This window comes from Crossiella sp. NPDC003009, assembly GCF_053591555.1.
Genome location: NZ_JBSFUA010000012.1, coordinates 198,460 through 223,098 on the forward strand (window position 1 = coordinate 198,460; position 24,639 = coordinate 223,098).

General features: G+C 73.1%; 24 protein-coding genes. 16 read left to right on the forward strand and 8 right to left on the reverse strand.

What is annotated here, in order from left to right:
- Positions 1–187: 187 nt before the first annotated feature.
- Positions 188–1,975 carry an alpha-galactosidase D gene (locus tag ACWDY5_RS16655; RefSeq protein WP_449723065.1) on the reverse strand — a complete coding sequence of 596 codons (1,788 nt, stop codon included), beginning with the start codon at positions 1,973–1,975 and terminating at the stop codon, positions 188–190.
- A gap of 73 nt (positions 1,976–2,048) precedes the next feature.
- Here ACWDY5_RS16655 and ACWDY5_RS16660 point away from each other — a divergent pair, with 73 nt between their 5' ends.
- On the forward strand, positions 2,049–3,194 hold the full coding sequence (locus ACWDY5_RS16660; RefSeq protein ID WP_449723066.1) for an ROK family protein: 1,146 nt from the start codon (positions 2,049–2,051) through the stop codon (positions 3,192–3,194).
- 55 nt (positions 3,195–3,249) lie between these two features.
- Here ACWDY5_RS16660 and ACWDY5_RS16665 read toward each other — a convergent pair whose 3' ends face one another.
- Entirely contained in the window at positions 3,250–5,217 is a 1,968-nt protein-coding gene (locus tag ACWDY5_RS16665; RefSeq protein WP_449723067.1) for a Xaa-Pro dipeptidyl-peptidase, read from the reverse strand.
- A 146-nt stretch (positions 5,218–5,363) separates the two neighbouring features.
- On the opposite strand from ACWDY5_RS16665, the gene ACWDY5_RS16670 reads away from it, so the two are divergent.
- Entirely contained in the window at positions 5,364–6,905 is a 1,542-nt protein-coding gene (locus tag ACWDY5_RS16670; RefSeq protein WP_449723068.1) for a carboxylesterase/lipase family protein, read from the forward strand.
- Positions 6,906–6,915: 10 nt separating this feature from the next.
- Here the strand turns inward: ACWDY5_RS16670 and ACWDY5_RS16675 are convergent, their stop codons facing one another.
- Both ACWDY5_RS16675 and ACWDY5_RS16680 read right to left on the reverse strand, forming a co-directional pair.
- A complete protein-coding gene (locus tag ACWDY5_RS16675; RefSeq protein WP_449723069.1) occupies positions 6,916–7,128 on the reverse strand; it encodes an acyl-CoA carboxylase subunit epsilon in 213 nt (70 codons plus the stop codon).
- Positions 7,129–7,151: 23 nt separating this feature from the next.
- On the reverse strand, positions 7,152–8,801 hold the full coding sequence (locus tag ACWDY5_RS16680) for an acyl-CoA carboxylase subunit beta (protein WP_252485183.1): 1,650 nt from the start codon (positions 8,799–8,801) through the stop codon (positions 7,152–7,154).
- A gap of 108 nt (positions 8,802–8,909) precedes the next feature.
- Here ACWDY5_RS16680 and ACWDY5_RS16685 point away from each other — a divergent pair, with 108 nt between their 5' ends.
- Positions 8,910–9,950 carry a questin oxidase family protein gene (locus ACWDY5_RS16685; protein ID WP_449723070.1) on the forward strand — a complete coding sequence of 347 codons (1,041 nt, stop codon included), beginning with the start codon at positions 8,910–8,912 and terminating at the stop codon, positions 9,948–9,950.
- On the opposite strand, the gene ACWDY5_RS16690 is transcribed toward ACWDY5_RS16685, so the two are convergent.
- Positions 9,947–11,326, reverse strand: coding sequence for a sigma-70 family RNA polymerase sigma factor (locus ACWDY5_RS16690; RefSeq protein ID WP_449723071.1), 1,380 nt, complete (start codon positions 11,324–11,326; stop codon positions 9,947–9,949). The two genes, ACWDY5_RS16685 and ACWDY5_RS16690, sit on opposite strands and share 4 nt — an antisense overlap.
- Positions 11,327–11,533: 207 nt before the next feature.
- Between ACWDY5_RS16690 and ACWDY5_RS16695 the strand changes: the two genes are divergently transcribed.
- From ACWDY5_RS16695 to ACWDY5_RS16715, 5 genes are all read left to right on the forward strand, one after another.
- The gene (locus ACWDY5_RS16695) at positions 11,534–12,247 is read left to right on the forward strand and encodes a CAP domain-containing protein (protein WP_449723072.1); all 714 of its coding nucleotides are present in this window, start codon (positions 11,534–11,536) and stop codon (positions 12,245–12,247) included.
- 36 nt (positions 12,248–12,283) lie between these two features.
- Positions 12,284–13,327 carry a biotin--[acetyl-CoA-carboxylase] ligase gene (locus ACWDY5_RS16700; RefSeq protein ID WP_449723073.1) on the forward strand — a complete coding sequence of 348 codons (1,044 nt, stop codon included), beginning with the start codon at positions 12,284–12,286 and terminating at the stop codon, positions 13,325–13,327.
- Positions 13,328–13,409: 82 nt separating this feature from the next.
- Positions 13,410–13,940 (forward strand): PH domain-containing protein, encoded by a 531-nt coding sequence (locus ACWDY5_RS16705; protein WP_283663086.1) that lies wholly within the window; start codon positions 13,410–13,412, stop codon positions 13,938–13,940.
- Positions 13,940–14,890, forward strand: coding sequence for a hydroxymethylglutaryl-CoA lyase (locus tag ACWDY5_RS16710; protein WP_252485189.1), 951 nt, complete (start codon positions 13,940–13,942; stop codon positions 14,888–14,890). Before ACWDY5_RS16705 ends, ACWDY5_RS16710 begins: the two co-directional genes overlap by 1 nt.
- A 103-nt stretch (positions 14,891–14,993) precedes the next feature.
- The gene (locus tag ACWDY5_RS16715) at positions 14,994–15,653 is read left to right on the forward strand and encodes an adenosylcobinamide amidohydrolase (protein ID WP_449723074.1); all 660 of its coding nucleotides are present in this window, start codon (positions 14,994–14,996) and stop codon (positions 15,651–15,653) included.
- Here the strand turns inward: ACWDY5_RS16715 and ACWDY5_RS16720 are convergent.
- Positions 15,622–18,336, reverse strand: a complete 2,715-nt coding sequence (locus ACWDY5_RS16720) for an AAA family ATPase (RefSeq protein ID WP_449723075.1) — start codon at positions 18,334–18,336, stop codon at positions 15,622–15,624. The genes ACWDY5_RS16715 and ACWDY5_RS16720 overlap by 32 nt on opposite strands.
- A 219-nt stretch (positions 18,337–18,555) precedes the next feature.
- On the opposite strand from ACWDY5_RS16720, the gene ACWDY5_RS16725 reads away from it, so the two are divergent.
- The 5 genes from ACWDY5_RS16725 (at position 18,556) to ACWDY5_RS16745 (ending at position 21,178) form a co-directional block, all read left to right on the forward strand.
- Positions 18,556–19,254: a hypothetical protein gene (locus tag ACWDY5_RS16725; RefSeq protein WP_449723076.1), complete on the forward strand. Its 699-nt coding sequence runs from the start codon at positions 18,556–18,558 to the stop codon at positions 19,252–19,254.
- A complete protein-coding gene (locus ACWDY5_RS16730) occupies positions 19,254–19,736 on the forward strand; it encodes a hypothetical protein (protein ID WP_449723077.1) in 483 nt (160 codons plus the stop codon). Before ACWDY5_RS16725 ends, ACWDY5_RS16730 begins: the two co-directional genes overlap by 1 nt.
- Entirely contained in the window at positions 19,733–20,260 is a 528-nt protein-coding gene (locus tag ACWDY5_RS16735) for a hypothetical protein (RefSeq protein WP_449723078.1), read from the forward strand. The genes ACWDY5_RS16730 and ACWDY5_RS16735 overlap by 4 nt, the downstream gene beginning before the upstream one ends.
- Positions 20,261–20,446: 186 nt before the next feature.
- A complete protein-coding gene (locus tag ACWDY5_RS16740) occupies positions 20,447–20,611 on the forward strand; it encodes a hypothetical protein (RefSeq protein WP_449723079.1) in 165 nt (54 codons plus the stop codon).
- A gap of 18 nt (positions 20,612–20,629) precedes the next feature.
- Positions 20,630–21,178: a hypothetical protein gene (locus ACWDY5_RS16745; RefSeq protein ID WP_449723080.1), complete on the forward strand. Its 549-nt coding sequence runs from the start codon at positions 20,630–20,632 to the stop codon at positions 21,176–21,178.
- Here the strand turns inward: ACWDY5_RS16745 and selD are convergent.
- Positions 21,151–22,122 (reverse strand): selenide, water dikinase SelD, encoded by a 972-nt coding sequence (selD, locus tag ACWDY5_RS16750; RefSeq protein ID WP_449723081.1) that lies wholly within the window; start codon positions 22,120–22,122, stop codon positions 21,151–21,153. The genes ACWDY5_RS16745 and selD overlap by 28 nt on opposite strands.
- Positions 22,119–22,562 carry a MaoC/PaaZ C-terminal domain-containing protein gene (locus ACWDY5_RS16755; protein WP_449723082.1) on the reverse strand — a complete coding sequence of 148 codons (444 nt, stop codon included), beginning with the start codon at positions 22,560–22,562 and terminating at the stop codon, positions 22,119–22,121. The genes selD and ACWDY5_RS16755 overlap by 4 nt, the downstream gene beginning before the upstream one ends.
- A 98-nt stretch (positions 22,563–22,660) precedes the next feature.
- On the opposite strand from ACWDY5_RS16755, the gene ACWDY5_RS16760 reads away from it, so the two are divergent.
- From ACWDY5_RS16760 to ACWDY5_RS16770, 3 genes are all read left to right on the forward strand, one after another.
- Complete coding sequence (locus ACWDY5_RS16760; protein ID WP_283663097.1) at positions 22,661–23,092, forward strand: YbaB/EbfC family nucleoid-associated protein; 432 nt, start codon at positions 22,661–22,663, stop codon at positions 23,090–23,092.
- The gene (locus ACWDY5_RS16765; protein WP_449723083.1) at positions 23,089–23,397 is read left to right on the forward strand and encodes a WXG100 family type VII secretion target; all 309 of its coding nucleotides are present in this window, start codon (positions 23,089–23,091) and stop codon (positions 23,395–23,397) included. The genes ACWDY5_RS16760 and ACWDY5_RS16765 overlap by 4 nt, the downstream gene beginning before the upstream one ends.
- A gap of 37 nt (positions 23,398–23,434) precedes the next feature.
- Positions 23,435–24,639: WXG100-like domain-containing protein (locus ACWDY5_RS16770; protein ID WP_449723084.1), on the forward strand; the 1,205-nt coding region annotated here is incomplete at its 3' end.

Consider the following 24,639-nt stretch of genomic DNA (forward strand, 5'->3'; position numbering starts at 1 on the left):
TCGGCGCGCGGTTTTTCTCTTTTTTTTTTTCTTTTTTTCGGCCCACCTAACCCCCCTATCAAATTTCGCGTGTGTCGAGGGCACGAACACACGACGCGCGAACGCAACCGCACTGAGGGCGAAAGGCCCGCCGTGTCGCTGACGCGCCACGCCTTCTCGCGAGCAGCCGTCGCCAGCGCCTTCTGCGCTACCGCACGACCTCGACGCGGTCCAGGTCCGGCGCGTGGTTGCCGGGGTTGCTGAACTTCAGCGAGTTCGCGCCCGCCTTGAGCCGGACCACGATCTCGGCCACGCCCGGGGTGCCCCAGCCGCCGGTGGGCGGCAGGTCGAAGTTGATGTTGGCCGCCCCGTTCACGCCGACCGCGAACGCCCTCGGGTCGCCGGAGACGTAGCCCACCCGCACGGTGTAGTCGCCGGTGCGGGGGACGGTGATCCCGTTCAGGGTGACCGAGCCGTTGCCCAGGTCGCCGACCTTGCGGCCGCCGGAGCAGCCCGCGCAGTCGGAGACCTTCGCGCCGCCGGCGAGCACGCTCTCCGCCGCCTCGGCCTCGACGCCGGTGGGCCGGCCACCCGGGGTGATCTTGAGCAGCCGGGTGCCGTGCGCAGGCACCTCGGCGGTGAAGCCGTGCTGGTAGGTGCCCAGGTTCGCGCCCGCCCAGACGTCGCGGACCTGGGCGGGGCCGGTGATACCCAGCTCGGCGAAGACCGCGTCCACCGGGGCCTTGGCGCCGCCCAGGTTGAACAGGGCCACGGTGTGGCTGCCGTCGGCGTTCTTGACCGACCAGACCTGCTGGTCCACCCCGGTGCGCACCGGCTTGGCCGGCATGCCGTTCTGGTTGATGGCCAGCACCTCGCGGTTGGTCAGCAGCGACCTGCCGAAGCTGTCCAGCTGGGTGAGGTCGTCACCGATGTAGAGCGGGGCGTTGGTGACCGCCCACAGCGTCATGTAGCTGCGCCGCTCCTCCGGGGTGAGGCCGTCCATCACGCCGTTGCCCACGTTGAGCGTGTCCAGGTCGTTCCACTGGCCGGGCCGGGCGTGCTGGAGCCACTGCGGCAGGTCGGCGAACCGGTCGTCCACCGAGTTCTGCCAGGTGACCAGGGTCGGGCAGTAGCACTCCACGTCGGTGTTGATCCGCCAGCCGGTGGCGTGCTCCTGCCAGAAGTCGATCGCCTTGATGTCGACCGACCAGGAGATCTCCAGGATGACCTTGCGGCCGGTCCTGTCCAGGCCCTTGCGCCAGGCCGCCACGTCCGGGCGGTTGTCGTAGTTGGGGCCTTCCTTCCACGAGCCGGGGCCGACGCCGTCCAGCTTGAAGAAGTCCACCTGCCAGTCGCCGAACATCTTGGTGATCGAGTCGATGTACTTCTGCGCGCAGGGCTTGGCGAAGTCGATCTTGTAGGCGTTGTCCCAGCCGTTGGTGGTGCGCCAGTCCGGGTAGACGATGTCGTTGCCGGTGCAGCCGGGCGCGCCGTGGATGGGGAAGTTCTTCCGGTTGGCCTGGTCCGGGCCGAAGGCCTCCTTCTGCAGGCCGACCGGCTGGTAGATGCCGAACTTCAGGCCCCTGCGATGCAGCTGCTCGGAGAGCCATTTGATGCCGCGCGGGAACTTCTCCGCATCGGCCTTGGGCCTGCCGTACTCGTCGAACTGCGGCACCCAGCCCCAGGTGTGCCACCAGCCCGCGTCGATGTTGACGTAGTTGTAGCCGTACTGCTTGAGGTCGCGGGCCAGCACCTCGGCCTGCTTGAGCACGTTGGCCTCGGTGAGGAAGCTGGCCCGCCCCTTCGGGTTGACCCCGGGGTAGGAGGTGGTCTGGAGGCTCCAGCTGCTCCAGCCCATATAGGGCCGCACGGCGGGTGCGTCGACGGGCGGGGCGGCCAGGGCGGGGGCAGCGGGCGCGGGCGCGGCCTGCGCGGCGCCACCGAGCCCGGCGGCGACGAGGCCGAGCGCGAGCAGAAGTCGGGGTAAGGACCGCATCGTTGCTGACCCTTCACTGGCGAGGATCGGAGGTTTGTTTTATTTCCTTGGGAAGGAAAATTAGCATCAGGGTGTGCCAGACAACAGCCCTCAGTCCACTCCGGCCGGCGCGCTGGTCTTCACCACTGTCCTGACCAGGGGTCCGCTGTCCAGGGTGGAGATCGGCGAGCTGACCGGCCTGTCCTCGGCCACGGTCACCAAGGCCACCCGGCCGTTCCTGGACAACGGCTACCTGGTGGAGGAGCGGGCCGAGGACCCCTCCGGCCGGGGCCGCCCGCGCAGCCCGCTGGCGATCAGGGCGGACCGGGAGTTCTTCCTCGGCGTCAAGGTCACCGCGGCCGAGCTGATCGCGGTGGTCACGGACCTGCGCGCCGGGGTGCGCGCCAGTACCCGGCGTGCGCTGGCCGCCTGCACGCCGGAGGCGGTGGTGCCCGCGCTGGCCGCGCTGGTCGAGGAACTGCTGGCCGAGCCGGGCCGCCGCCAGCGGGTGCGCACCCTGGGCGTCGCGGTCTCCGGGGACATCGACCGGGCCGCCGGAGTGGTGCGGTCCTCGCCGTTCCTGGGCTGGACCGAGGTGGACCTCGGCGCGCGGCTGGCCGCGGCCACCGGGCTGGCGGTGCTGGTGGAGAACGACGTCAAGGCGCTCACCGCGGCCGAGCGCTGGTTCGGCAGCGGACTGGGCGCCAGCTCGTTCGCGCTGGTCACGGTGGGCACCGGGGTCGGCTGCGGGCTGGTGGTCAACGGCGCGCTGGTGGCAGGCGCGCACGGGGTGGCCGGGGAGCTCGGGCACGTGCCGGTGGTCGCCGACGGCCCGCGCTGCCCGTGCGGCCGGACCGGCTGCGTGGAGGCGGTGGCGGCCGAGCGGGCCATCCTGGCTAGGTCCCGCGAGGTGTCCGGGACCGAGCTGACCATGGCTGAGGCGGTGGCCGCCGCGCGGGCCGGGGACGAGCCGCTGCGGGAGGTCTTCGCCGAGGCCGGGCACGCCATCGGACTGGGGCTGGCCGCACTGGCCAACCTGGTCGGCCCGGAGCGGATCGTGGTCTCCGGCGAGGGACTGGCCGCCTACGACCTGATCGGCGAACGGCTGCGGGAGACCTTCGCCGCCCATGCCTTCGGCGCGGCCGCCCGGTGCGCGCTGGAGCTGCGGCCGCTGTCCTTCGAGGACTGGGCGCGGGGCGCGGCGGTGGTCGGCATCGAGGCGTTGCTCAGCCGGGCATGACGACGGGGCGCCCCGAGGGAGGGACGCCCCGCCGTTGGTGATTCGTGCAGGGTTGTCAGCGCCGCACGAAGTCGCCGTTCTGGTTCCCGCCCAGGTCCAGCTGCGGGAGGTGACCGGGCAGGTCAGGGGTCAGCGCGTCCGGCGCGGCCGGCGGCACCTGGCCCGCTCCGCCCACGACCGGCAGGGTCACGAAGGAGCGGCCCAGGTCGATGGTCACCGTCGGGCGGTTGGCCGGGGCCACGATCCGGCCGGAGTCGGTGCCCGCGATGATCACCGCGAGCCGGTGGCCCTTGGGGATCACGTGGTCGGTGCTGGCCAGCTTGAAGGTCATGGTGCGCGCCTGGCCGGGCACGATCGGGGTCTGGCTGGTCAGCGACTCGGAGTTGGCCAGGTCGGCCCAGCCCCTGGCGAAGACCTCAAGGCCGACGTTCGCGCTGGTGGTCGCGGTGTTCTTGTAGCAACCGTTGTCGCCTGCGGTGGACTCGCCCCAGCAGGACTCGTTGGCCAGCGTGCTGATGCCCTCACCGGCGCCCGCGTAGTTGCGGATGGTCGCCGGGCCGTAGTCCACCAGCACCGCGCTCAGGTGCGCGGTGGAGGTGGTCGGGGTGACCCGCACGGTCACCGAGCCGGTGCCCGAGATGCGCAGGTCCTTGGTCAGCGGACCGGTGCTGAACAGGGTGCGCGCGGTGGAGGCGGCGTTCGGGTTGGCCGCCCAGCTCGCCGAGCCCTGGCCCGCGGTGTCGGTGAACTTCTCGGTGCTGCCGGGGGTCGCCTGGGTGGTGCCCAGCAGGCCGAGCCCGGCGACCTGGCCCTTGCGGATGCGCAGGTTCACCTGCTCCGTCCCGGCCAGCGGCCAGGTCGGCTCGTTCACCCAGGTGTCGGGGGCGCGCTCGATGGTGGCCTGCGGCTCGTTCTCGATGCCGTTGTGCACGCCCAGCAGCCAGCGGTCGAACCAGCGGTGCAGGGTGTCCACCCAGACCGAGCGGCGGAAGTCGAACGGGTCCACGTGCCCGGCCTGGGTCAGCCAGATCTTGCGCGGCACCCCGGCCGCGGCCAGCTTGTCCCACCACTGCCCGTAGTGCAGCGCCTTGACGTTCAGGTCGCCCTGGCCGTGCACGACGAACACGCTGGCCTTGACCTTGCTCGCGTTCGGCAGGTAGTCGCGCTCGGCCCAGAAGGCGTTGTAGTCGCCGTTGCTGGTCGCGCCGTTGGTGAGCTTGGTCTTCTGCGCCCCGCAGTCCGGGCGGCCGCCCTTCTCCACCGTGTTGGCCAGGCCGACCGGGTTGAAGCCGAAGGACACGCCGTCGCTGCGGTAGTAGTCGTACCAGGAGCTGATCGCGCCGATCGGCACGATGGTCTTCAGGCCGGGCACGCCGGTGGCGGCCACGCCGTTGGCGATGGTGCCGTCGTAGGACTTGCCGATCATGCCGGTGGCGCCGGTGCTCCAGCCGGAAGATGCCTTCACGTTGCCGGTCTTGGTGGTGAAGCCGTCGGCGCTGCCGTTGAGCCAGTCGATGACCTTCTTGGCCGAGGCCACGTCGGACTTGCCGCCGATGTCGCTGCAACCCTCCGAACGGGTGGTCCCGGCCAGGTCGACCAGCACCACCGCGTACCCGCGCGGCACGAAGTAGTTGTCGTAGAACAGCGGGAAGCCCACCGGCTGCTGGCCGTTGTAGGTCTTCTTCTCGCTCTCGTTGCCGCGGCCCAGGTTGTCGTAGTACGGGCTCGCGTCCATGATCACCGGGACCTTCTTGCCCTGCTGGGCGGCTTCCGAAGGCCGGATGATGTCCGCGGCTACCCGGTCGATGACGTTGTCCCCGTCCAGGTCGAACCCGGTGGGCACGTACACGGTCTCGCGGATCGCGTTCGCATAGGAGTAGATGGGGTCGCTGACCCCGGACCGGAGCCGGAAGGCCTGCTCGGCGGCGGCACTGGCGGCGGGCACGAAGGTCAGCGCGCCGATGCCACTGGCCACGGTGGCCAGCAGTGCGGTGAGCGCGCGCGAAGGTCGGCGGTGGGTCACGAACACCTCCTGTGATCTGCGTGAACGCTAGGGCCAGTTCTGTTCAGTTGCCAGGTCCAACTGTCCGGACTATTGGGCGACACCTGTACTGCCCCCTTCGCGCTAGCTTCCGATCGAGGTCATCGAGATCGCGGATTGGGGGAGACATGAGCGGACGAACAGCGGGACTGGCGCTGGCGGCGCTGCTGCTGGCCGGATGCGCGGGCGCGCCGCCGGAGCCGACGGCGGTGGTGCGGACCGAGGCGGGCGAGCTGCGCGGTGTGGTGGCCGCGGATCACCTGAGCTACCAGGGGATCCCGTACGCCGCGCCGCCGGTGGGCGAGCTGCGCTGGCAGCCGCCGAAGCCGGTGGCGGCCTGGACCGGCACCAGGGCGGCGGACCGGCCGGGCAACGCGTGTCCGCAGGAGGGCACCGAGTACGCGAAGACCGGCAGCACCACCGAGGACTGCCTGTACCTCAACGTGACCACGCCGCGTTCGGGCCAGCGCAAGCCGGTGCTGGTGTGGATCCACGGCGACGGCGTGGTCGGCTCGGGCGCGCTCTTCGACGGCGTGCCACTGGCCACCGCGGGCGACGCGGTGGTGGTGACGATCAACTACCGGCTCGGCGTGTTCGGCGGCTTCGGCTATCCGGGGCTGGCCGGATCGGGCACCTTCGGCCTGGCCGACCAGCAGGCCGCGCTGCGCTGGGTCAAGCAGAACATCGGCGCGTTCGGCGGGGATCCGGGCAACGTCACCGTGATCGGCTCCTCCTACGGTGGCTCCTCGATTAGCGCGCACCTGGTTTCGCCCGGGGCGCAAGGACTTTTCCAGCGGGCCTCCGTCCACAGTGGAGCAGCGCTGATGCCGCTGCCCGCGGGCGCGGTCACCCCCGGCATCCCGGCGGTGGACTGGTTCATGTGGCGTTCGCTGGCCGAGACCGAGCAGCTGGGCGCGGCCATGGCGGGCGAGCTGGGCTGCGCGGACCTGGACTGCCTGCGCAAGCTGCCGGTGGACAAGCTGTTCCCGCTGATGCGGATGTTCCAGAGCTACGCCTACGGCGGCGAGGTGCTGCCCGAGCTGCCCGCCGCGGCACTGCGCGCGGGCAAGGCCCAGCCGGTGCCGATGGTCACCGGGATCACCAGGGACGAGCACCGGACCTTCGTCGGCCTGTTCCGCGGCGAGCTGAGCGCGGCGGAGTACCCGAAGCTGGTGGCGGAAGCCTTTGGCGCCAAGGCGGACCGGATCCTGCGCGAGTACCCGCTGAGTCAGTTCGAGTCACCGGCGCTGGCCTGGTCCGCGGTGCTCACCGACGGGCTGTGGGCGACCGCCGCGTTCGAGCAGGCCGAACTGGGCGCCCAGCGCGCCAGGACCTTCGCCTACTCCTTCGCCGACCGGGACGCGCCGAGCTACCTGCCGTTCCCGCAATCGTTGCCGCCAGGGGCTTTCCACGCCGCGGACACGCCGTACCTGTTCCCGGACAAGGGTTTCCGGGACAAGGCCAAGCCGGGTCAGCGGGAGCTGTCGGAGCGGATGCTCAAGTACTGGGCCAACTTCGCCCGCACCGGCGACCCGAACGGGCCTGGGCTGCCCAAGTGGGACGAGTTCGGCACCGCGAAGTACGTGCAGGCGCTGGCGCCGGGAGAGGCCACCCGGCAGGTGGACTTCCCGGCGCAGCACCGGCTGGAGTTCTGGCGCGGACTGCGCTGAGGCGCCTTGCTCAGCGGGGCAGGCCGGACGCCCGCCAGGCGCCCGGTCCCGGCCGCAGCGGCGGCCGGTGCAGCCGGGCCGGATCGCCCCAGGCCGAACGCGGCCCGGGCTCCGGCTCGGCGCCGGGCGCGCTGGCCATGGCGGCCACCACCGCGGTCAGCGCGGCCAGTTCGGCGTCGTCCGGGGTGCCCCGGACCACGCGCAACAGCGGGCGTTCGCTCATGCCTGCCACCTCCTCGGCCGGGCTCACAGCGGGATGTTCCCGTGCTTCTTCGGCGGCAGGGTCTCCCGCTTGTCCCGCAACAGGTTCAGCGCGCGGGCCACGTAGCCGCGGGTGTAGGAGGGCGGGATCACCGAGTCCACGTAACCGCGTTCGGCGGCCACGTACGGGTTGCACAGGGTGTCCTCGTACTCCTGCTGGAGCTGGGCGCGCAGCGCGTCCACGTCCTCGCCGCGCTCGGCCGCCTGGGCCAGGGTCTTGCGGTGCACGATGTTGGCCGCGCCCTGCGCGCCCATCACCGCGATCTGCGCGGTGGGCCAGGCCAGGTTCACGTCCGCGCCCAGGTGCTTGGAGCCCATCACGTCGTAGGCGCCGCCGTAGGCCTTGCGGGTGATCACGGTGACCAGTGGCACGGTGGCCTCGGCGTAGGCGTAGATCAGCTTGGCGCCGCGCCGGATGATGCCGTTCCACTCCTGGTCGGTGCCCGGCAGGAAGCCCGGCACGTCCACGAAGGTCAGCACCGGCAGGTTGAACGCGTCGCAGGTGCGCACGAACCGGGCGGCCTTCTCGCTGGCGTCGATGTCCAGGCAGCCGGCGAACTGGGTCGGCTGGTTGGCCACCACGCCCACGCTCTGCCCGTCCACCCGGCCGAAGCCGATCAGGATGTTCGGCGCGAACAGCGGCTGCACCTCGAGGAACTCGCCGTCGTCGAGGACCCTGGTGAGCACCTCGTGCATGTCGTAGGGCTGGTTCGCCGAGTCCGGGATCAGCGTGTCCAGCTCCCGGTCCTCCTCGGTCAGCGAGTCGGCGATGGAAGCCTCGGTGAGACCGGGACCCGGGTAGGCCGGGGCCTCGGACAGGTTGTTCGAGGGCAGGTAGGACAGCAGCGCCTTGACGTAGGAGATCGCGTCCTGCTCGTCGCTGCCCAGGTAGTGCGCGTTGCCGGACTTGGTGTTGTGCGTGCGCCCGCCGCCCAGCTCCTCGAAGCCGACGTCCTCACCGGTGACGGTCTTGATCACGTCCGGGCCGGTGATGAACATGTGCGAGGTCTGGTCCACCATCACGGTGAAGTCGGTCAGCGCCGGCGAGTACACGTGCCCGCCCGCGGCCGCGCCCATGATCAGCGAGATCTGCGGGATGACGCCGGAGGCCAGCGTGTTGCGCCGGAAGATCTCGCCGTAGAGCCCGAGCGAGACCACGCCCTCCTGGATCCGCGCGCCGCCGCCCTCGTTGATGCCCACGATCGGCCGCCCGGTCTTGAGCGCCAGGTCCATCACCTTGACGATCTTCTCGCCGTAGACCTCGCCCAGCGAGCCGCCGAAGACGGTCACGTCCTGGCTGAACACGCAGACCGGCCGCCCGTCCACGGTGCCGTAGCCGGTGACCACGCCGTCGCCGTAGGGCCGGTTCTTCTCCTGGCCGAAGTTGGTCGAGCGGTGCCGCGCCAGCTCGTCCAGCTCCACGAAGGAGCCGGGGTCCAGCAGCAGGTCGATCCGCTCGCGGGCGGTCATCTTGCCCTTGGCGTGCTGCCGTTCCACCGCCCGCGCCGACCCGGCGTGCACCGCGTCCTCGTTGCGCCGGTACAGGTCGGCCAGCTTGCCTGCCGTGGTGTGGATGTCCGGTTCGGCCGGGGCGGACTCCAGCGGCTGCCCCATCGGCGCGGTGGCACTGCTCATGACCCGGCAGCGTAACCAGCATCACCGCGGAAGCTACCGGCCCGTAGCCCATGTCACGTCCAGGTTCACCCTTGACCTCCACCGCACTGGAGATCCGATCGTGGGCAGATGACTTCTGACCTGGACAAACTCCTGGAAAGCCTAGAGCTGCTCGCGGGCACCGGCGCCGAGCGCCGCGGTTACCTGGCCAACCACGGTCCGATGGCGGCCGAAGCGCTGGTCGCCCTCGGCGTGGCCGGGGCCGCTCCCGGCTGGACCCGGCTCTACCGGCCGATCCTGGAACCCGAGCCGCCGGAGCGGTTCCGGCTGGACCCGGCGGACTGGCGGGAACACCTCGGCGACCTCAGCCGGCTCGGCGACTGGACCGCCCTGTTCCGCCGCGAGCTGGCCGAGCGGGACTGGCTGGAGGTGCTGCGTGCCTGGTGGCCGCGGCTGCTGCCCGGACTGGCCGCCAGCGCCACGCACGGCGTGATCCGCACCGCGCACGGGGTCCGCGCGCTGGCGCTGTCCGGACCGCACCCGATGCTGGTCGACGAGCTGGCCAAGGGCCTCGGCTTCTGGGCTGCCCGCTACCAGGAGCTGCCCGGCTCGCCCGCCCTGCGCGGCCCGGACCCGCTGGGCGTGGCCATCTCCCGGCTGCCCCGGCTCACCCCGGACCAGATCGGCCACGGCGGCGGCATCAGCGGCGACCTCGCGCACCTGGACGGGTTGGCCGGGTTTGCCGAAGGACTGGACCGCTACGGCGCACCCGAGGCCCCCGACGCGGTGCTGGACGAGCTGATCAGCGCCGCCGCCAGGGTGTTCCTGGCCCGGCCGGACGCGCCGATCGAGTTCTGCCACGCGGTCACCGGGCCTGCCGCGATCCGGCTGGTGCTGCCGCACCTGCCCGCCGAGTTCGCCGCGCCGGCGGTGGCCGCGTCCTGGCAGGTGGTCGGCGGCATCGTGGCCGCGTTCTCGCCGGAGCGGCTGGACGGGCTGGACGTGCAGCTCGCGGAGCCGCCGGTGGCGGAGACGCTGGTGGAGCGGGCGGTGGCCTCCGGGGACGCGCACGTGATCAAGCTGACCGAGGCCGCCTTCCGCGAGCACGCCCGCACCGGCGACGCCGCCCTGCTGCATGCCGCCTACGCGATGGCGGATCGCTGGCCCTAAGCGCGGCCGTAGATCACCGTCCAGTAGTAGCCGCACTCGCCGCCGACCGCCCGGCTGACGCCCACCGAGCGCAGGTCGCAGCGCAGCGCCGGTGAGTCGCCGTCCGCGACCGTGGGCGCCATCTCCCTGGCCGTCTCCCTGGAGGCGGCCACGTAGGCGCCCGCGGTCCGCTGCTGGTAGCCCGCCGCCCTGGCGCGGTCCTCGACCGAGGTGCCGTCCGGGCTGGTCATGCCGATGTAGTTGTGCTTCATCATGTCCGCGCTGTGCTGGCGGGCCGCGGTGGTCAGCCTCGGGTCCTGGCGCAGCGGCTGGCAGCCCGCGGCGGACCGGCGTTCGTTGATCAGCACCGTGAGCTGCTCGCCGGGACCGGCCGGGGCGGGGGTGGTGGTGGTCGTGCTGGGTTTGGCGCGGGTGGTGGAGGTCGGCGGCGGGCTGCTGCTGGGCGGGGGCGGCGTGGTCGTGGCGGGTTCGGCGGTGGTGGTCGTGGTGCTGGTGGCGGGCGCGGGCGGGGCGGCCTGTGGCGGCTGGACCGGGTGCGGCAGCAGGTAGTAGCCCAGGCTCAGCGCGGCGGCCAGCGCGACCGGCACGGAGGCCTTGAACGCCATCGAGTGCCCGGCGTTGACCGGCAGCAGCGCCGGGTGGTCGGCGGGCACCGCGGCCGCGAACAGCGCGCCCAGCACGGCCAGCGGCCTGGTCAGGCGACCGGCCAGGTCCCGGCACTGCGGGCAGCGGCGCAGGTGCCGGTCCACGCTCATCCGCTGCGGCAGCGAGAGCGAGCGCGGCTTGCCGGGCACCAGCTCGGCCAGCCGGGGGCAGCGGCGCGGGTTGCGGGCCAGCAGCAGCATCCGGACCGCGTTGCCCAGCGCGGAACGGGCCCGGTGGGCGAGCACCGCGGCGTGGTTCGCCCGCACGTCCAGCGCCTCGGCCAGCTCGGTGCCGGAGAGACCTTCGCGCACCGTCAGCTCCAGCACCGCGAGCTGCCGCGGCTCCAGGCTGGCCGCGGCGTCCCAGACCAGCCGGGCCGCCTCGTGCGCGGCCGCGGCCTCAGCGGGGGAGGCCTCGCCCGCGACCAGCTCGGGCAGCTCCGGCATCAGCGCGGGGCCGGGCTTGCGCAGGTGGTCCAGCGCGGCGCGGTGCGCGATGCTCACCAGCCAGGGCCGGAAACGCTCGGGTTCGCGCAGGTCAGCGAGGTTTCGCAGGGCGGTGACGAAGGCTTCCTGGGTGATGTCCTCGGCCAGGTGCCCGTCCCTGACCAGCCGCAGCACGAAGGCGAACACCGAGGGCCGGTGCCGGGCGTAGAGCGTCGCGAACGCCTGGCTGGCGCCGGCCGCGGCCGCGCGGACCAGCTCCGCGTCAGTGGGTTCCTGGGTCTGCACGAGCGGGGCCTCCGGACGCGAGTGCCAAACCTTTCCCGGACTTTTCGGGTCAGACCGTAATCCCTCCGGGCGATTTTCCGTCCTCCAGACGAGTGGCTGGGCCCGCACCCCTGCTCGGGCCCAGCCACGGCCCGTATCCGGCAACCCGGAAGGACCCCTGGACAAGTGACCGCGCATGAAGGGAGCACACGGTGGCGGCGGAACCGGATGACCATCGGCGTGCTGGCCGCCGTGACGGCGGGAGTGGGTGTGGCGGCATGGCTGACCACACCGACGCCCTCGCCCAAGCCACTGGCGGCTCCGGTGCCCCTCTCCGCCGGCATCATCGACCCCGGTTCCGGCGTGGGTGGCCCTGCCCCGTCCGAGTCCGCCGAACCGACTGAGACCAGCACCACCACCGTCGAACCGACCACCAGCACCAGCAGCAGCACCACCACGACCACCACCAGCGCGACACCCACCTCCACCAGCGCCAAGCCGACCAGCAAGCCGCGCCCCAGCAGCACCACGTCCAGCCGCACCCCGAACCCGCCGTCCGGGGACGCCGCCGAGCAGACCGTGCGCGAGCTGGTCGACGCCGAACGCGCGAAGGCGGGCTGCGCCGCGCTGCGCTGGGACGACCGGCTGGCCACCGCGGCCCGCAAGCACAGCGCGGACATGGCTGACAAGAACTACTTCGCGCACGAGTCCCAGGACGGGCGCTCCCCGTCCGACCGGGTCAAGGCCGAGGGCTACCCCGGTGGTGCCGGCGAGAACATCGCCGCTGGTCAGAACAGTCCGGAAGCGGTGATGAAGTCCTGGATGAACAGCCCGGGGCACCGGGCCAACATCCTCAACTGCGGCTACAAGGCCCTTGGCGTCGGCCTGCACAAGGGCGGCAGCTACCGCTTCTACTGGACCCAGAACTTCGGCCTCAGCTGACCGGCCACTCACCTGGGTTTTCGTACACTTGTCGGCGTGCGTGACTGGGACGATCACGCGTCCGCGGAACGGCCCCCGCTGGACGCTGAAGGGCTGCGCGAGAAGCTCGCGCGCCCCAGGGCCGGTGTGCGGACTCCCGCACGCGATAGCCGCGCCGAGGTGGCCGCTGGCGGCACGGCCGGACCACCCGGATACGCCCGGTATGAGGGCGGCCCGGCCGCACCACCAGCGGCCACCTCGGACACGGCTCTCGCACACGGGAGTCCGCACACCGGCCCTGGCGGGCCGTACGCGGCGCTGGAGGTCGTCTCCTGCACCGGATCCACCAACACCGACCTGGTCGCCGCCGCGCACTCCGGCGCGGCGGACCGGACGGTGCTCATCGCCGAGACCCAGACCGCGGGCCGGGGCCGCAACCAGGACCGGCAGTGGTTCTCACCGCCCAGGGCCGGGCTGTACCTGAGCGTGCTGCTCCGGCCCGAGGGCGTGCCCTTCCCGCGGCTGGGCTGGCTGGTGATGCTGGCCGGGGTGGCGGTGGTCAACGCCATCGGCGACCTGTGCGAGGTGCAGGCCCGGCTGAAGTGGCCCAACGACCTGCTGGTCGGCCCGGACCTGGCCAAGTGCGGCGGCATCCTGGCCGAGGTGGTCACCGGCGCGCCGGAACCTGCGGTGGTGCTGGGCATCGGCGTGAACGTGCACCACACCAGGGAGGAGCTGCCGGTCGGGCCCGGCGGCCTGCGGCCGACCTCGCTCGCGCTGCAGCAGGCCGCCTGCCTAGACCGGCAGCTCATCACGGTGCGGCTGCTCGAGGAGCTGGCCAGGGCCGAGGCGCACTGGCGGGCCGCCGAGGGCGATCCGAGCCGGTGCGGACTGGCCGGGGACTACCGCTCGGCCTGCGCGACCCTGGGCAAGCAGGTCAGGGTCGAGCTGCCCGGCGGGGTGAACCTGAACGGCTTCGCCAGCGATGTGGACCTGGACGGCAGGCTGGTGATCCGCACCACCACCGGCCAGCTGAAGCCCGTTTCCGCAGGTGACGTCGTGCACCTGCGACCGGTGGCACCACAAGGTGTGGCCGGATAGGGTCCGTCGCTCCCGTACGGCGTCGGCGTGCGCCGGTACCGTGATCGTCGACCGAACGGTGTGCCATTCCTGGAGGAGTGCCGTGGCCTATCCGGACGACCTGCTCGCGGACAACGAGCACGTCGTGGTCCACAAGCATCCGCACTGGAAGATGCTCATCCTCCCGGTGCTGGTGCTGCTGGTCACCATCGGGCTCTGCCTCTACCTCGCCGCCCTCGTCCAGGACCTGAGCTGGGCGAACATCGGCTGGATCGTGCTGGGCTGCCTCGGCGGCCTGGTGATCATCGTGTTCGTGCTGGTGCCGCTGGTGCGCTGGCGCTCGACCCACTTCGTGGTCACCACCCAGCGGATCATGGTCCGCGAGGGCGTGATCACCCGCAACGGCATCGACATCCCGCTGTCCCGGATCAACAGCGTCCGGTTCAAGCACGGCCTGCTGGACCGGGTGCTGGGCTGCGGCACCCTGATCGTGGAATCCGCCTCGGACGAACCGCTGGAGTTCGACGACATCCCCGGCGTGGAACGCGTGCACACCCTGCTCTACCGGGAGGTCAACGATGACCCTGAGGACGACTTCATCCGCAACCGGCCGCCGCGCGAGGAAGGCCGCTGATGGGCGCGCGTGAGGTGGGACTGCCGGCCAGGGTGCTGCCGGTGAACACCGAGGAGCTGCCCTCCAGGGTGACCATCTGGGAGGTCGGCGCCCGCGACGGCCTGCAGAACGAGCAGACCGCGGTGCCGGTGGAGGTCAAGCTGGAGTTCCTGGACCGGCTGGCCGACAGCGGCCTGTCCGTGCTGGAGGCGACCAGCTTCGTGCACCCGAAGTGGGTGCCGCAGCTGGCCGACGCCGAGGAACTGCTGGCCGGGCTGCGCAAGCGGCCCGAGGTGATCTACCCGGTGCTGGTGCCCAACGAGCGCGGCCTGGACCGCGCGCTGGCCGCCGGGGTTGACCACATCGCGATCTTCGCCAGCGCCACCGACACCTTCGCCCAGCGCAACCTGAACAGCAGCCTGGACGTGCAGTTCGCCATGTTCGACCCGGTGGTCTCCAGGGCGCTGGAGGCGGACATGTCGGTGCGCGGGTACGTCTCGATGTGCTTCGGCGACCCGTGGGAGGGCCCGGTCCCGGTGCAGCAGGTGGTCGAGGTCGGCCGCAGGCTGCTGGAGATGGGCTGCTGGCAGCTCTCCCTCGGCGACACCATCGGGGTGGCCACGCCCGGCCACGTGGAGGCGGTGCTCGGCGGCTTCATCGAGGCAGGCGTCGACCCGTCCATGCTCGCGGTGCACTTCCACGACACCTACGGCCAGGCGCTGTCGAACTCGTTGAGCGCGCTGTACTGCGGGGTGTCCACGATCGACTCCTCGGCCGGCGGGCTGGGCGGCTGCCCGTACGCGGAGTCGGCCACCGGCAACCTGGCCACCGAGGACCTGGTGTGGATGCTGGAGGGCATGGGCATCGAACACGGCGTCGACCTGGACCAGCTGGTCGCCACCAGCGTGTGGATGGCCGAGCAGCTGGGCAGGCCGAGTCCGTCCCGGGTGGTGCGGGCGCTGGCGAAATGACCGGGCGGCTCCGCTGCCAGCCGCTCGACGAGCGGAGCTTTCCGTTGCTGGCGAAGCTGTTCGCGCCCAACGGCACGCATCGGGCGCTGGTACGGCCCGAACTGTGACCCCGGAGACGCACTGGCTGGACGGGTTCCCGTTGCTGGCCTGGAAAACCGGGCGCCCGTGGCTGGCCATCTCCTCCGCGGTGCTCGGCGGCGGCATCGGCGAACGGAGCTGGGTGCTCAACGCCACCGTGCCCACCGGTTACCACCGCACCGACCCGGAAGTCCACTGTGGACAGATGGCGGCGCGGATCGGCTTGTCCGGCAACGGGACCGCGCTGCTGACCGCGGTGGACGTGCGGCACGCGGTGCACAGCGCGAGCGAAGGGACCAGTGTCACCGCGACCACCGGGGTCGGCCAGCCGGTGTGGGCGGCCTCGGCCGAACCGCTGGTGTGGCAGCCGCCGCCGGGCACCATCAACGTGGTGGGCCTGCTGCCGGTGCGGCTGACCGAGGGCGCGTTGGTGAACGCGGTGGCCACGGTGGCCGAGGCGAAGGCGCAAGCGTTGGCGCAGAACGGGATCGAGGGCACCGGCACCTGCACCGACGCCACCGTGCTGCTCTGCCCGGCCGACGGCGAGGCCGAACGCTACGGCGGGCCGAGGTCGCTGATCGGCTCGGCGCTGGCCCGGGCGGTGCACGCCGCGATCACCGAGGGACTGCGGATTCCGGCCAGTCAGGCCAGGTTCAAGGCCGGGGGAGCTCGGTCCGGCTGCTGATGCCGAGCTTGCGGTAGGCGCTGCTCAGGTGCAGCTCCACGGTCCGGCGCACCACGAACAGCCGGGCCGCGATCTCCCGGTTGCTCAGCCCGAGCGCGGCCAGGTTGGTCACCCGCAGCTCGGTCGGCGTCAGCGACTCCAGGCCGCTGTGCGCCTGCCGCCGCGGCCGCGCGCCGGAGACCCGCAGCTCGGCCCGGATCCGCCGGTCCACCACGGTCGCCCCGCACTGCTGGGCCAGCGCCCCGGCCAGCCGCAGCTGCTCGCGGGCCTCGGCCAGCTGGTTGGTCTTGCGCAGCGCGGTGCCCAGATCAGCCAGCGCGCGGGCCCGCTCCAGCGGGGCCTGTGCCTCGGCCAGCACCCTGGCCGCCTCGCGCAGCAGCTCCACCGCCGCGCTGCCCCTGGCCAGCACCCCGGAGACGCGCAGCGCCGCGCCGATGGCCTGCGGGCTGCCCCAGGACCGCGCCAGTGCCAGTTCCTCCATGGCCAGCGCCTTGGCCGTGCCGAGGCGGCCCAGCGCGGCCAGGCCGATCGCGGCGGCCGAGCGCCAGGGCACCACGGCCGGGTTGGACATCCGCCAGGCGTCCAGCCTGCGGCCCGCGCACAGCAGGTCCTCCACGCCCTCGGCGGCGGCGCCGGTGGAGATCCGCAGCCGCCCGCGCCCGGCCAGCAGCCAGGCCCCGGCCAGGCCGCCGGGCAGGTTGTCCGCGGCCAGCACCTCCTCGTAGAGCCGGTGCGCGCCCTCCACGTCCCCGGTCTCGGCGAGCGTGTCGGCCAGCCGGGTGGCCGCGGTCACCGCCAGGCCGTGCGCGTACCGGGGGCCGAACCGGACCAGGGTGTTCAGGCAGGCGCGGGCGTCCTCCCGGCACTGGGTGAGCCTGCCCAGCCGGTAGCCCACCTCGGTGCGCACGGCCAGCGCGAACGCGGTGTCCGCCGGTGAGCTGGCCTGCTCGAACAACAGCTCGGCCTGCCCGGCCGCGGCCTCGTTGGCCCCGGCGATGGTCAGCGCCAGCGCGGTCGCCGGGGCCAGTGCGGCCCGAGCCCAGTCCCGCACCCGGTCCCGGTCGGTCCCGGCCAGCACCGCGCGCACGCACCACAGCACCGGCGGCAGCTCCCGCTCCGGCTGCGGGGTGAACCGGGTGGCCGCGGTGGAGGAGTGCAGCAGCGCCAGCAGCGCCTCGCCCACCAGCAGCGCCTCGGCCACCGCGGGGTCGGCGCACTGCGCGCGCACCTCGGTGAGCACCCGCAGCCCGTCCTCGTGCCTGCGGCTCAGGCACAGCAGCCCGGCCAGCTGGCGGGCGATCTCCTTGCGCTGCACCGGATCCGCGCTCACCGTCAGCGCCCTGCGCAGCGCGGCCACCGCGCCTGCCACGTCCAGGTGGCTCAGCGCCGAACCCAGCCGGGCCAGGATCGCGGCCCGCTGCCGGTGGTCGAGCTGCTCGCGCAGGGCCGCGCGCAGGTAGCGCACCGCGTGCCCGGTGCGGCCGGCCGCGACCGCCTCGGTGGCGGCCAGCTCCAGCACTTGCGCCGCCCAGGCCTCGCCGAGCGGCCCGGCCCGCAACAGCTCCGCGCCCACCCGCTCCGCGCCCGCGCCGCGCGCGTGCAGCAACCGGGCCGCGCCGCCGTGCACGTGCTGGCGGGCCTCCTGGCTCAGGTCCGCGGCCGCGGCGGCCCGCACCAGCGGCTGCCGCAGCGCCACCTGGTCGCCGCGCCAGTGCAGCAGCCCGGCCTCGGTGAGCGCGTCGGCCAGCCGCGCGGCCCGGTCCGCGGGCAGGCCGCGGATGGCCCCGGCCAGGTCCAGCTCGACCTCATCGCCGAGGGTGGCCAGCGTGCCGGCCAGCTCACTGGCACCCGGTCCCAGCTCGGCCAGCACCAGCCGCAGCCAGCTCACGATCTCCCCGGGCGGGCGCTCCAGCAGCGCGCGCACCGTGCTCACCGTCGGCGGCGTGCCGGACTGCCGCAGCCCGCGCAGCAACGCGTGCACCAGGAACGGGTTGCCCGCGGTGGCCGCGTGACAGGCCGCGCCGACGCCCTCGGCCACCGGCACGCCAAGCACCGCGCCCGCAATCGTGGTCACGTCCGGGATGGACAGTCCGTCCAGGACGATGTGGTGGGCGAACCGGCCGGCCAGGTCGGCGGGCCACACGTCGGCCGGCGCGGTGGTGCCCAGCACCAGCACCCGTTCGCCGCCGATCCGGCGCAGCAGGTAGGCCAGCCAGCGGGCCGAGGCCGCGTCCGCCCAGTGCAGGTCGTCCACCGCGATCACCAGCGGCCGCTGCTCGCTGAGCCCGACCGCGACCCGGTACAGCTCGTCCACCGCGTCATAGGGCAGGTAGCGGGTCTCGTGCCTGCCCAGCGAGCGCACCGCGGCCGCGGGCACACCGGCCCGCCCGCCCGCGCTCACCGAGGTCAGCTGCCTGCCCCAGTCCAGTTCATTGCTGAGCAAACGTTCGGAGAACAGCTGACGCAGCAGGCACAATGGGAAGTCCGCCTCCCAGCGGTCCGCGCTCGCGGCCAGCACCAGGTCGCCCGCGGCCCGCGCGCGGGCCAGCACCGCCCGCAGCAGAGCGCTCTTGCCGGCCCCGGCAGGGCCGCGCAGCAGCGCGCTGGTCCCGTGGCCGGAGTGCGCCAGGGAGAGCAGCTCGTCGACCGCGTTCAGCTCGACCGCACGTCCGACGAGATCCACCCACTCCTCTTTCTCTTCACGGGCCGCCTTCAGCATGGACGCCCGATCCTCACTCAGGTTGACCCGATTGAGCGATACCCCCCGTGATCTGTCCTACCGGGAGCACGACGAACCCGAAACCTTTCGGACCCTGCCGAGAGGCCGGGGGTTCGTTCAATGAGCAGGCTCGGCAACGGAAACGAACGAGCGACCACGGTTGCGTGAACGGGGAGGTCCGAAGTGGCCGGATCAACACTGCGCCTGCGCGGCCCGAGCGGGCGGGCGGTGACCGTGCGGCTGCCGGACGCGGCCAGGGTGACCTCGGTCGCCGCGGAGGTGCGCTTCGCCGGTGGCGTGTACAGCCGGGGCTTCCAGATCGGCCCGCGCGGCTACCACGAGTTCGCCTGCCGGGAGGTGCTGCCCGCCACCGCGGCGCACCGGTTCCCGGCCGCCGGGCGCGAGGTGATCGCCTCGGCCACCGCGGACGGCGACACCACCGTGGTCAGCTGGCTCGGGCCCTGCCACGAGCTGCTCACCGTCTTCAGCGGACCGGCGCCGAGCCGGGAGACACTGCTCGCGCTGTTCAGCGGCCTGGACCTGGACGACCGGCCGGAGGGCCTGCGGGTGCGCGCCGCGGTCGGGCAGGTGCTGGAGCGGATCACGCTCACCGTGCACGGTCGCGGCACGGTGACCATCCCCGGCCCGGAGACCGCCCGCCAGGTGCTGCCCAAGCACCGCGGCGCGGCCACCCCCGGCGGCGAGCTGTGGCGGCTGGCGCTGCCCGGCCGGAAAGGTTCCCCCGACGCCAGGGACTACCTGTTCGTGCTGGCCGGCCCGCGCGGCGCGGCCGAGGTGCAGCTGAGCCGGGACACCGGGGCGAGCACCGATGAGCTGCTCGACTGGGTGGCCGGGCTCGACGTGGCCTGGGCCGGTCGCTGATGGAACCGGTGCTCGCCCTGCTGATCCTGACCTGGCTGGCGATCGCGCTGCTGTACCTGGGCTTGGCCGCGGTGCTGCGCGAGCTGCGGCTGCTCCGCCGCCAGCTCACCGCCCGCCAGGCCACCGGCGCGGAACTGGCCGAACTGCGCCTGCCCGGCTCGGTCACCGCCCGTTTCGACGGCCCGCGCACGGTGCTGATCGCCGACTCCGGCTGCCCGCTGTGCCAGTTCGCCGCCGCCGAACTGGCCCGGCACGCTGAACGCCCGGTGCTGCTCACCTACGAGGAGGCCGAAGCCTGGCCAGACCTGCCCGCGACCGTCGAGCTGGTCACCGACCGCGCGGCCTGGCAGGCCCTGGCCCACCTCAACCCGCCGATGCTGCTGTCGGTGACCGCCGACGGCCGGATCGACTCCCTGGTCCTGCCCACCTCCGCCGCGGAGGTCCGCCGCGCGCTGCACACCCCGGAAAGGCAGCCGTCATGAAGCTCAGCCTGGACCACATCCCGCACGCCGACGCCACCCCGGCCACCTACCCCGCCACCGGCGGCCTGCACGCCCTGGACACCAGGGCCAGCCGCCGCGGCGTGCTGCGCGGCGTCGCGCTGTCCGCGCTGACCCTGGGCACGCTGTCGCTGACCTGGCGCACCGCGAGCGCGGACACCGGCCCCGGCGGCCTGGAAGGCTGGGACCGCAACGACTGCAAGGACGCCTACCCGGGCGGCTACTACGAGTCCCCGGACACCGGCGGCCGGTACCGCACCGCGCCCGCGGCCTGCTTCGGCGGCGAGTTCCGCTCCAGCGAGTACTGCGCGAACGGCTGGCACCGCGCGGACACCGAGGGCGGGCAGAGCTACGGCACGGTGAGCAGCTCCTGCAACGGCAAGAACGCGTGGAAGTGGCGCACGCCCGATGGCCGGGTGTACCGGTGCTCGGACGGGAACCTCACGGTGACCAGGAGCGGCACGACGAACACCTACTTCACCATCTGCCGCGCACTGGTGCGATGAGCGGGACGCTGGCCGCCGCTGGCGCGATGAGCGGGACGCTGGCCGCCGCTGGCGCGATGAGCGAGACGGTGGCTGCCGCTGGCGCGATGAGCGAGACGGTGGCTGCCGCTGGTCTGGCGAGCGCGGCGGTGGCTGCCGCTGGTCCGGTGAGCCGGACGCTCGCCCCCGCCGGTCCGAGGGCTACCCGTGGCCTCCCCTAACCGGGCGGCCCGCCGCTGGCACCCCCTCACCACCGCCGCCTTCCTCGCCCTGGCGGCGCTGGCCGGGGTCCTCCTCGACCCCGGCGGCCCCGGCTGGTCCTGGCTGGTGCTCGGCGCCACCGCCGGTTTCGCGGTCAGCGGCTCCACCTGAAGCCGGAACTCAGCCGCGGTGCTGAGCTCGCCGGTCTGGCGGGGTGTCGCGCCCTTCGCGTTCGCGGGGGGACTGTTGCTCGGCGGGGTGCTGAGCGCGTTCGGGGTGCTGCTGCTCGGTTCGGTGCTGCGGCCACTGGTACCGCCGCTCGTGGTGTCCGCGCTGGTCTGCGCCTGGCTGGCGGTGCTGGTGGCGCGGGAGTTCGGGCTGCTGCGCTTTCCGTTGCCGCAGAACGCTCGGCTGGTGCCGGAGACGGTGTTCCGGCACGGCTCGGTGTTCGGCCCGCTCCAGTTCGGACTGGAGATGGGCACCGGCGTGCGCACCTACGTGACCAGCGGCCTGCCGTACGCGCTGCTGCCACTGGTCGCGTTCTGCGCCGGGCCTGGACCTGCGCTGCTGGCGGGGCTGGCGTTCGGGGCCGGGCGGGCCGTGATGACCTTCGGGGTCCTTCGGCACGGTCCGCCCGGCGCCTGGGACGCGGCCTGGCTTCGGCGCCCCCGGCTGCTGGCCGCGCTGCTCTGCCTGGCCTTCGCGCTGGCTCAGGCCAGCGTGATCGTCGGCCCCTGAGCCGGCACCAGCTCGCCGATCACCGGCGCGCCGGGCACCTCGCCCGCGACCAGCAGGCCGCCGGAGGTCTGCGCGTCGGCCAGCAGCAGAGCGTCCACTTCGGACAGTCCGGCCAGCTCGGCGTGCGGGCGCACCCAGTCCAGGTTCCGCCGGGTTCCGCCGCTGACGAACCCGGCCTCGGCGGCGGCGCGCGCCCCGTCCAGGTAGGGCACCGCCTTCGGGCCCAGCACCGCGGTGACGCCGCTGGCGCGGGCCAGCTTGTGCAGGTGGCCGAGCAGGCCGAAGCCGGTCACGTCGGTGGCGCAGCGGGCACCGCAGGCCACCGCGGCCTCGGCGGCCCGGTCGTTCAGCGTGATCATGGTGGCGATGGCCTCCGGGAAGACCTCGCCGGTGCGCTTGTGCCGGGTGTTGAGCACTCCGGTGCCCAGCGGCTTGGTCAGCGACAGCGGCAGGCCGGGCCGCCCGGCGTCGTTGCGCAGCATGCGGTCCAGCTCGACCAGCCCGGTCACCGCGAGCCCGTACTTGGGGTCGGCGTCGTCGATGCTGTGCCCGCCGCCGATCGGGCAACCGGCCCGCGTGGCGATCTCCGCGCCGCCGCGCAGCACTTCGGCGGCCAGCTCCATCGGCAGCAGCTCGCGCGGCCAGGCCAGCAGGTTCACCGCCAGCAACGGGCGGCCGCCCATCGCGTAGACGTCGGAGAGCGCGTTGGCCGCCGCGATCCGGCCCCAGTCCGCCGCGTCGTCCACCACCGGGGTGAAGAAGTCGGTGGTCAGCACCAGCCCTTGGGTGTCATTGAGTCTGCGCACCGCCGCGTCGTCGCCGTTCTCCGTGCCCACCACCAAGTCCGGTTGCGCACCGGTCAAACCGGTCAGCAGCGGTTCAAGCTCGCCGGGCGGGATCTTGCAGGCGCAGCCGCCGCCGCGGGCGTACTCGGTGAGCCTCACGACCTGGTGCCGAACATGCCGGTGAACACGGCCCGCATGACCAGGTCCTCACCGCGGAACAACCGGCCGATCAGCTGCACCAGGCCCAGCCGCTCGCGACTGGCCGACCGGCGCGCGGAGACCACCTCCAGCTCGCTGCGCAGCACGTCGCCGGGGAACACCGGTTTCGACCAGGACAGCTCGGTGAGGCCGGGCGAGCCCTGCGAGGTGGAACCGGCCAGCACGTGGTCCACGTAGGACCGCATCCACAGCGAGCCGGTGAACCAGCCGGAGGCGCACAGCCCGCCCAGCACCGAGGCCGCCCCCGCCGCCTCGTCCAGGTGGAAGGGCTGCGGGTCGAAGCGCTCGGCGAAGGCCAGCATCTCGTCCTTGTCGATCACGATCTGCCCGAGTGGGATGATCCGTCCGGGAGTGAGGTCCTCGTACGCGATGGCCGCCATGTCAATGATCGTCGCACCGAAATCACCCGAACCGAGGGGAACCGAGTGGGGCGTTCGGCCGTCAAAGGGGTGACCTGCGTCCCACCCATGGAGGTCTCGTGCCGACCGACCACAAGGCCCAGGTGGCCGAACTGATCGCCGACTACCGGCGCAGCCGCGACCAGCTCGGCACCGTGCAGCGCGCCTTCCGCGAGGTCAGGGAGAGCGCCAGCAGCGAGGACGGCGTGGTCACGGTCACCGTCGGGCCCCGCGGCACCCTGCTCGACCTGCGCATCACCGAGCAGGCCTACCAGCGCTACCGGGCCGCTGAGCTGGCCGCGCTGGTGCTGGAGGTGACCGCCGCGGCGGCCGAGCTGGCCGCGGCCAGCGCCCAGCGCGCGCTCGCCCCGCTGCTGCCAGCCGACGCCGATCCGCAGGCCGTGCTGGACGGCAGCGGCGACCTCACCACGGGGGAGCTGAACCTGCGGGCGCGGCAGGCCGATGAGGACTTCGAACAGCAGAACTGGCTGCGTGCGGGAGGCGAGCGGTGAGCGGGTTCCGGACCGAACACGAGCGGCTCAGCCGGGCCGCCGGCGACTTCGACGACTACCGCGAGCGGGCCGACGCGATCGCCAAGGCGCTGACCGCGAAGCTGGCCGAGCTCGGCGAGTGCTGGGGCTCGGACGCGGTGGGCCGCAGCTTCGCCAGGACGCACGTGCCAGGGGCGACCAAGACCCAGCAGCGGCTCGGCGAGCTGCCCGGCGAGCTGGCCGAGGTCGGCGGCAAGTTCGCCAAGACCGCCGAGGAGTACCGGAGCACCGAGCAGGACAACGAGCTGGGGCTGCGCCGGAGCTGACGGGCTTGGCGAGTCGGGGAAGTCGGGGAGAGGACGTATGGGTATCGAACTGCCGCCGGAACTGGCGCAGATCGCCACCGCGCTGAACGTGCGCTGGCCACAGGCCGACGAGGACAAGATGCGCGAGGCGGCCAAGGCGTGGCGCACCGCCGGTGACGGGGTCACCCGGCTGTCCACCGAGACCGACGCGGTCGCCCAGCACGCGCTGACCGGCGCGAAGGGCCGCGCGGCCGACGGCGCCCGGCGGCAGTGGAACGGGTTCGTGGCCGCCGACGACGGCAAGATGCCGCTGACCGCCAAGGGCTGCCTGGAGGCGGCGCAGCGGCTGGAGCACGCGGCGGGCCAGATCGAGGCGACCAAGTCCAAGATCGTCGCCGAGCTGGTGAAGCTGGCCAAGCAGGACGACGTGGCCCAGCTGCTCGCGCAGGAGGGCGGCCGGGAGGCGCTGGCCTCGCGCAGCTCGCTGGCGGCCAGTGTGCTGGCCAACCTGACCCAGCTGACCGACGCGCTGGAGACCGCGGTGCGCAGCACCAGCGGCGTCTCGGTGGACAACGACGTGCAGCCGGTCACCGGCCCCGGCGCGGTCGATCCGAGCACCGGCTACCCGATCGACCCGGCCACCGGCATGCCGATGGACCCGAAGACCGGCCGCCTGATCGACCCGGACACCGGCAACCTGGTCGGCCAGGCCGGGAACTACATGCGCGACCCGCAGACCGGGCAGCTCATCGACCTGCGCACCAACCAGCCGGTGGACCCCGGCACGCTGCCGCAGTACGACCCGGTCACCGGCGAGCCCATCGGCGGCGCGGGCGCCCCCTCCGGCGCGCCACCACTGGCCGCCGCGCCCGGCACCCAGCCCGCGCTGCCACCGGACCCGCGCCTGCCGGTGCCGCCGGGCCGGGCAGGGGACCACGAGCAGCCGTCCTTCGGCCCGCAGCCGGGCCACAACGCGCCGCCGCCGTACTACCACGACCCGTCCCCGCAGACCGGCCCGATCGAGCTGCCCCGGCAGCAGCCCGCGCCGCCCCCGCCGGTCTACTACGACCCCACCCCGACCCCGCCGATGCGCCAGGGACCGGGCCCGAACGAGGTCCGGCTGTCCTTCGCGGGCGCGCCCGAGCCGGTCGCCGGTCCGCCCGCGGCCCCGCCGCCGGTCGCGCCGCCACCGGCCGCACCGGCCGCGCCGCCGCCCAGCTTCCAGCAGTTCGGCCCCGGCCAGCCGGGCACGCCGTTCGCACC

Excerpts from the sequence above, each read along its gene's own strand:
- ACWDY5_RS16655 (WP_449723065.1), bottom strand. The coding sequence starts at position 1,975 with ATGCGGTCCTTACCCCGACTTCTGCTCGCGCTCGGCCTCGTCGCCGCC.
- ACWDY5_RS16735 (WP_449723078.1), top strand. The coding sequence starts at position 19,733 with ATGAAGCTCAGCCTGGACCACATCCCGCACGCCGACGCCACCCCGGCC.
- ACWDY5_RS16755 (WP_449723082.1), bottom strand. The coding sequence starts at position 22,562 with ATGGCGGCCATCGCGTACGAGGACCTCACTCCCGGACGGATCATCCCA.
- ACWDY5_RS16730 (WP_449723077.1), top strand. The coding sequence starts at position 19,254 with ATGGAACCGGTGCTCGCCCTGCTGATCCTGACCTGGCTGGCGATCGCG.
- ACWDY5_RS16710 (WP_252485189.1), top strand. The coding sequence starts at position 13,940 with ATGGGCGCGCGTGAGGTGGGACTGCCGGCCAGGGTGCTGCCGGTGAAC.
- ACWDY5_RS16670 (WP_449723068.1), top strand. The coding sequence starts at position 5,364 with ATGAGCGGACGAACAGCGGGACTGGCGCTGGCGGCGCTGCTGCTGGCC.
- ACWDY5_RS16675 (WP_449723069.1), bottom strand. The coding sequence starts at position 7,128 with ATGAGCGAACGCCCGCTGTTGCGCGTGGTCCGGGGCACCCCGGACGAC.
- ACWDY5_RS16685 (WP_449723070.1), top strand. The coding sequence starts at position 8,910 with ATGACTTCTGACCTGGACAAACTCCTGGAAAGCCTAGAGCTGCTCGCG.
- ACWDY5_RS16680 (WP_252485183.1), bottom strand. The coding sequence starts at position 8,801 with ATGAGCAGTGCCACCGCGCCGATGGGGCAGCCGCTGGAGTCCGCCCCG.
- ACWDY5_RS16695 (WP_449723072.1), top strand. The coding sequence starts at position 11,534 with ATGACCATCGGCGTGCTGGCCGCCGTGACGGCGGGAGTGGGTGTGGCG.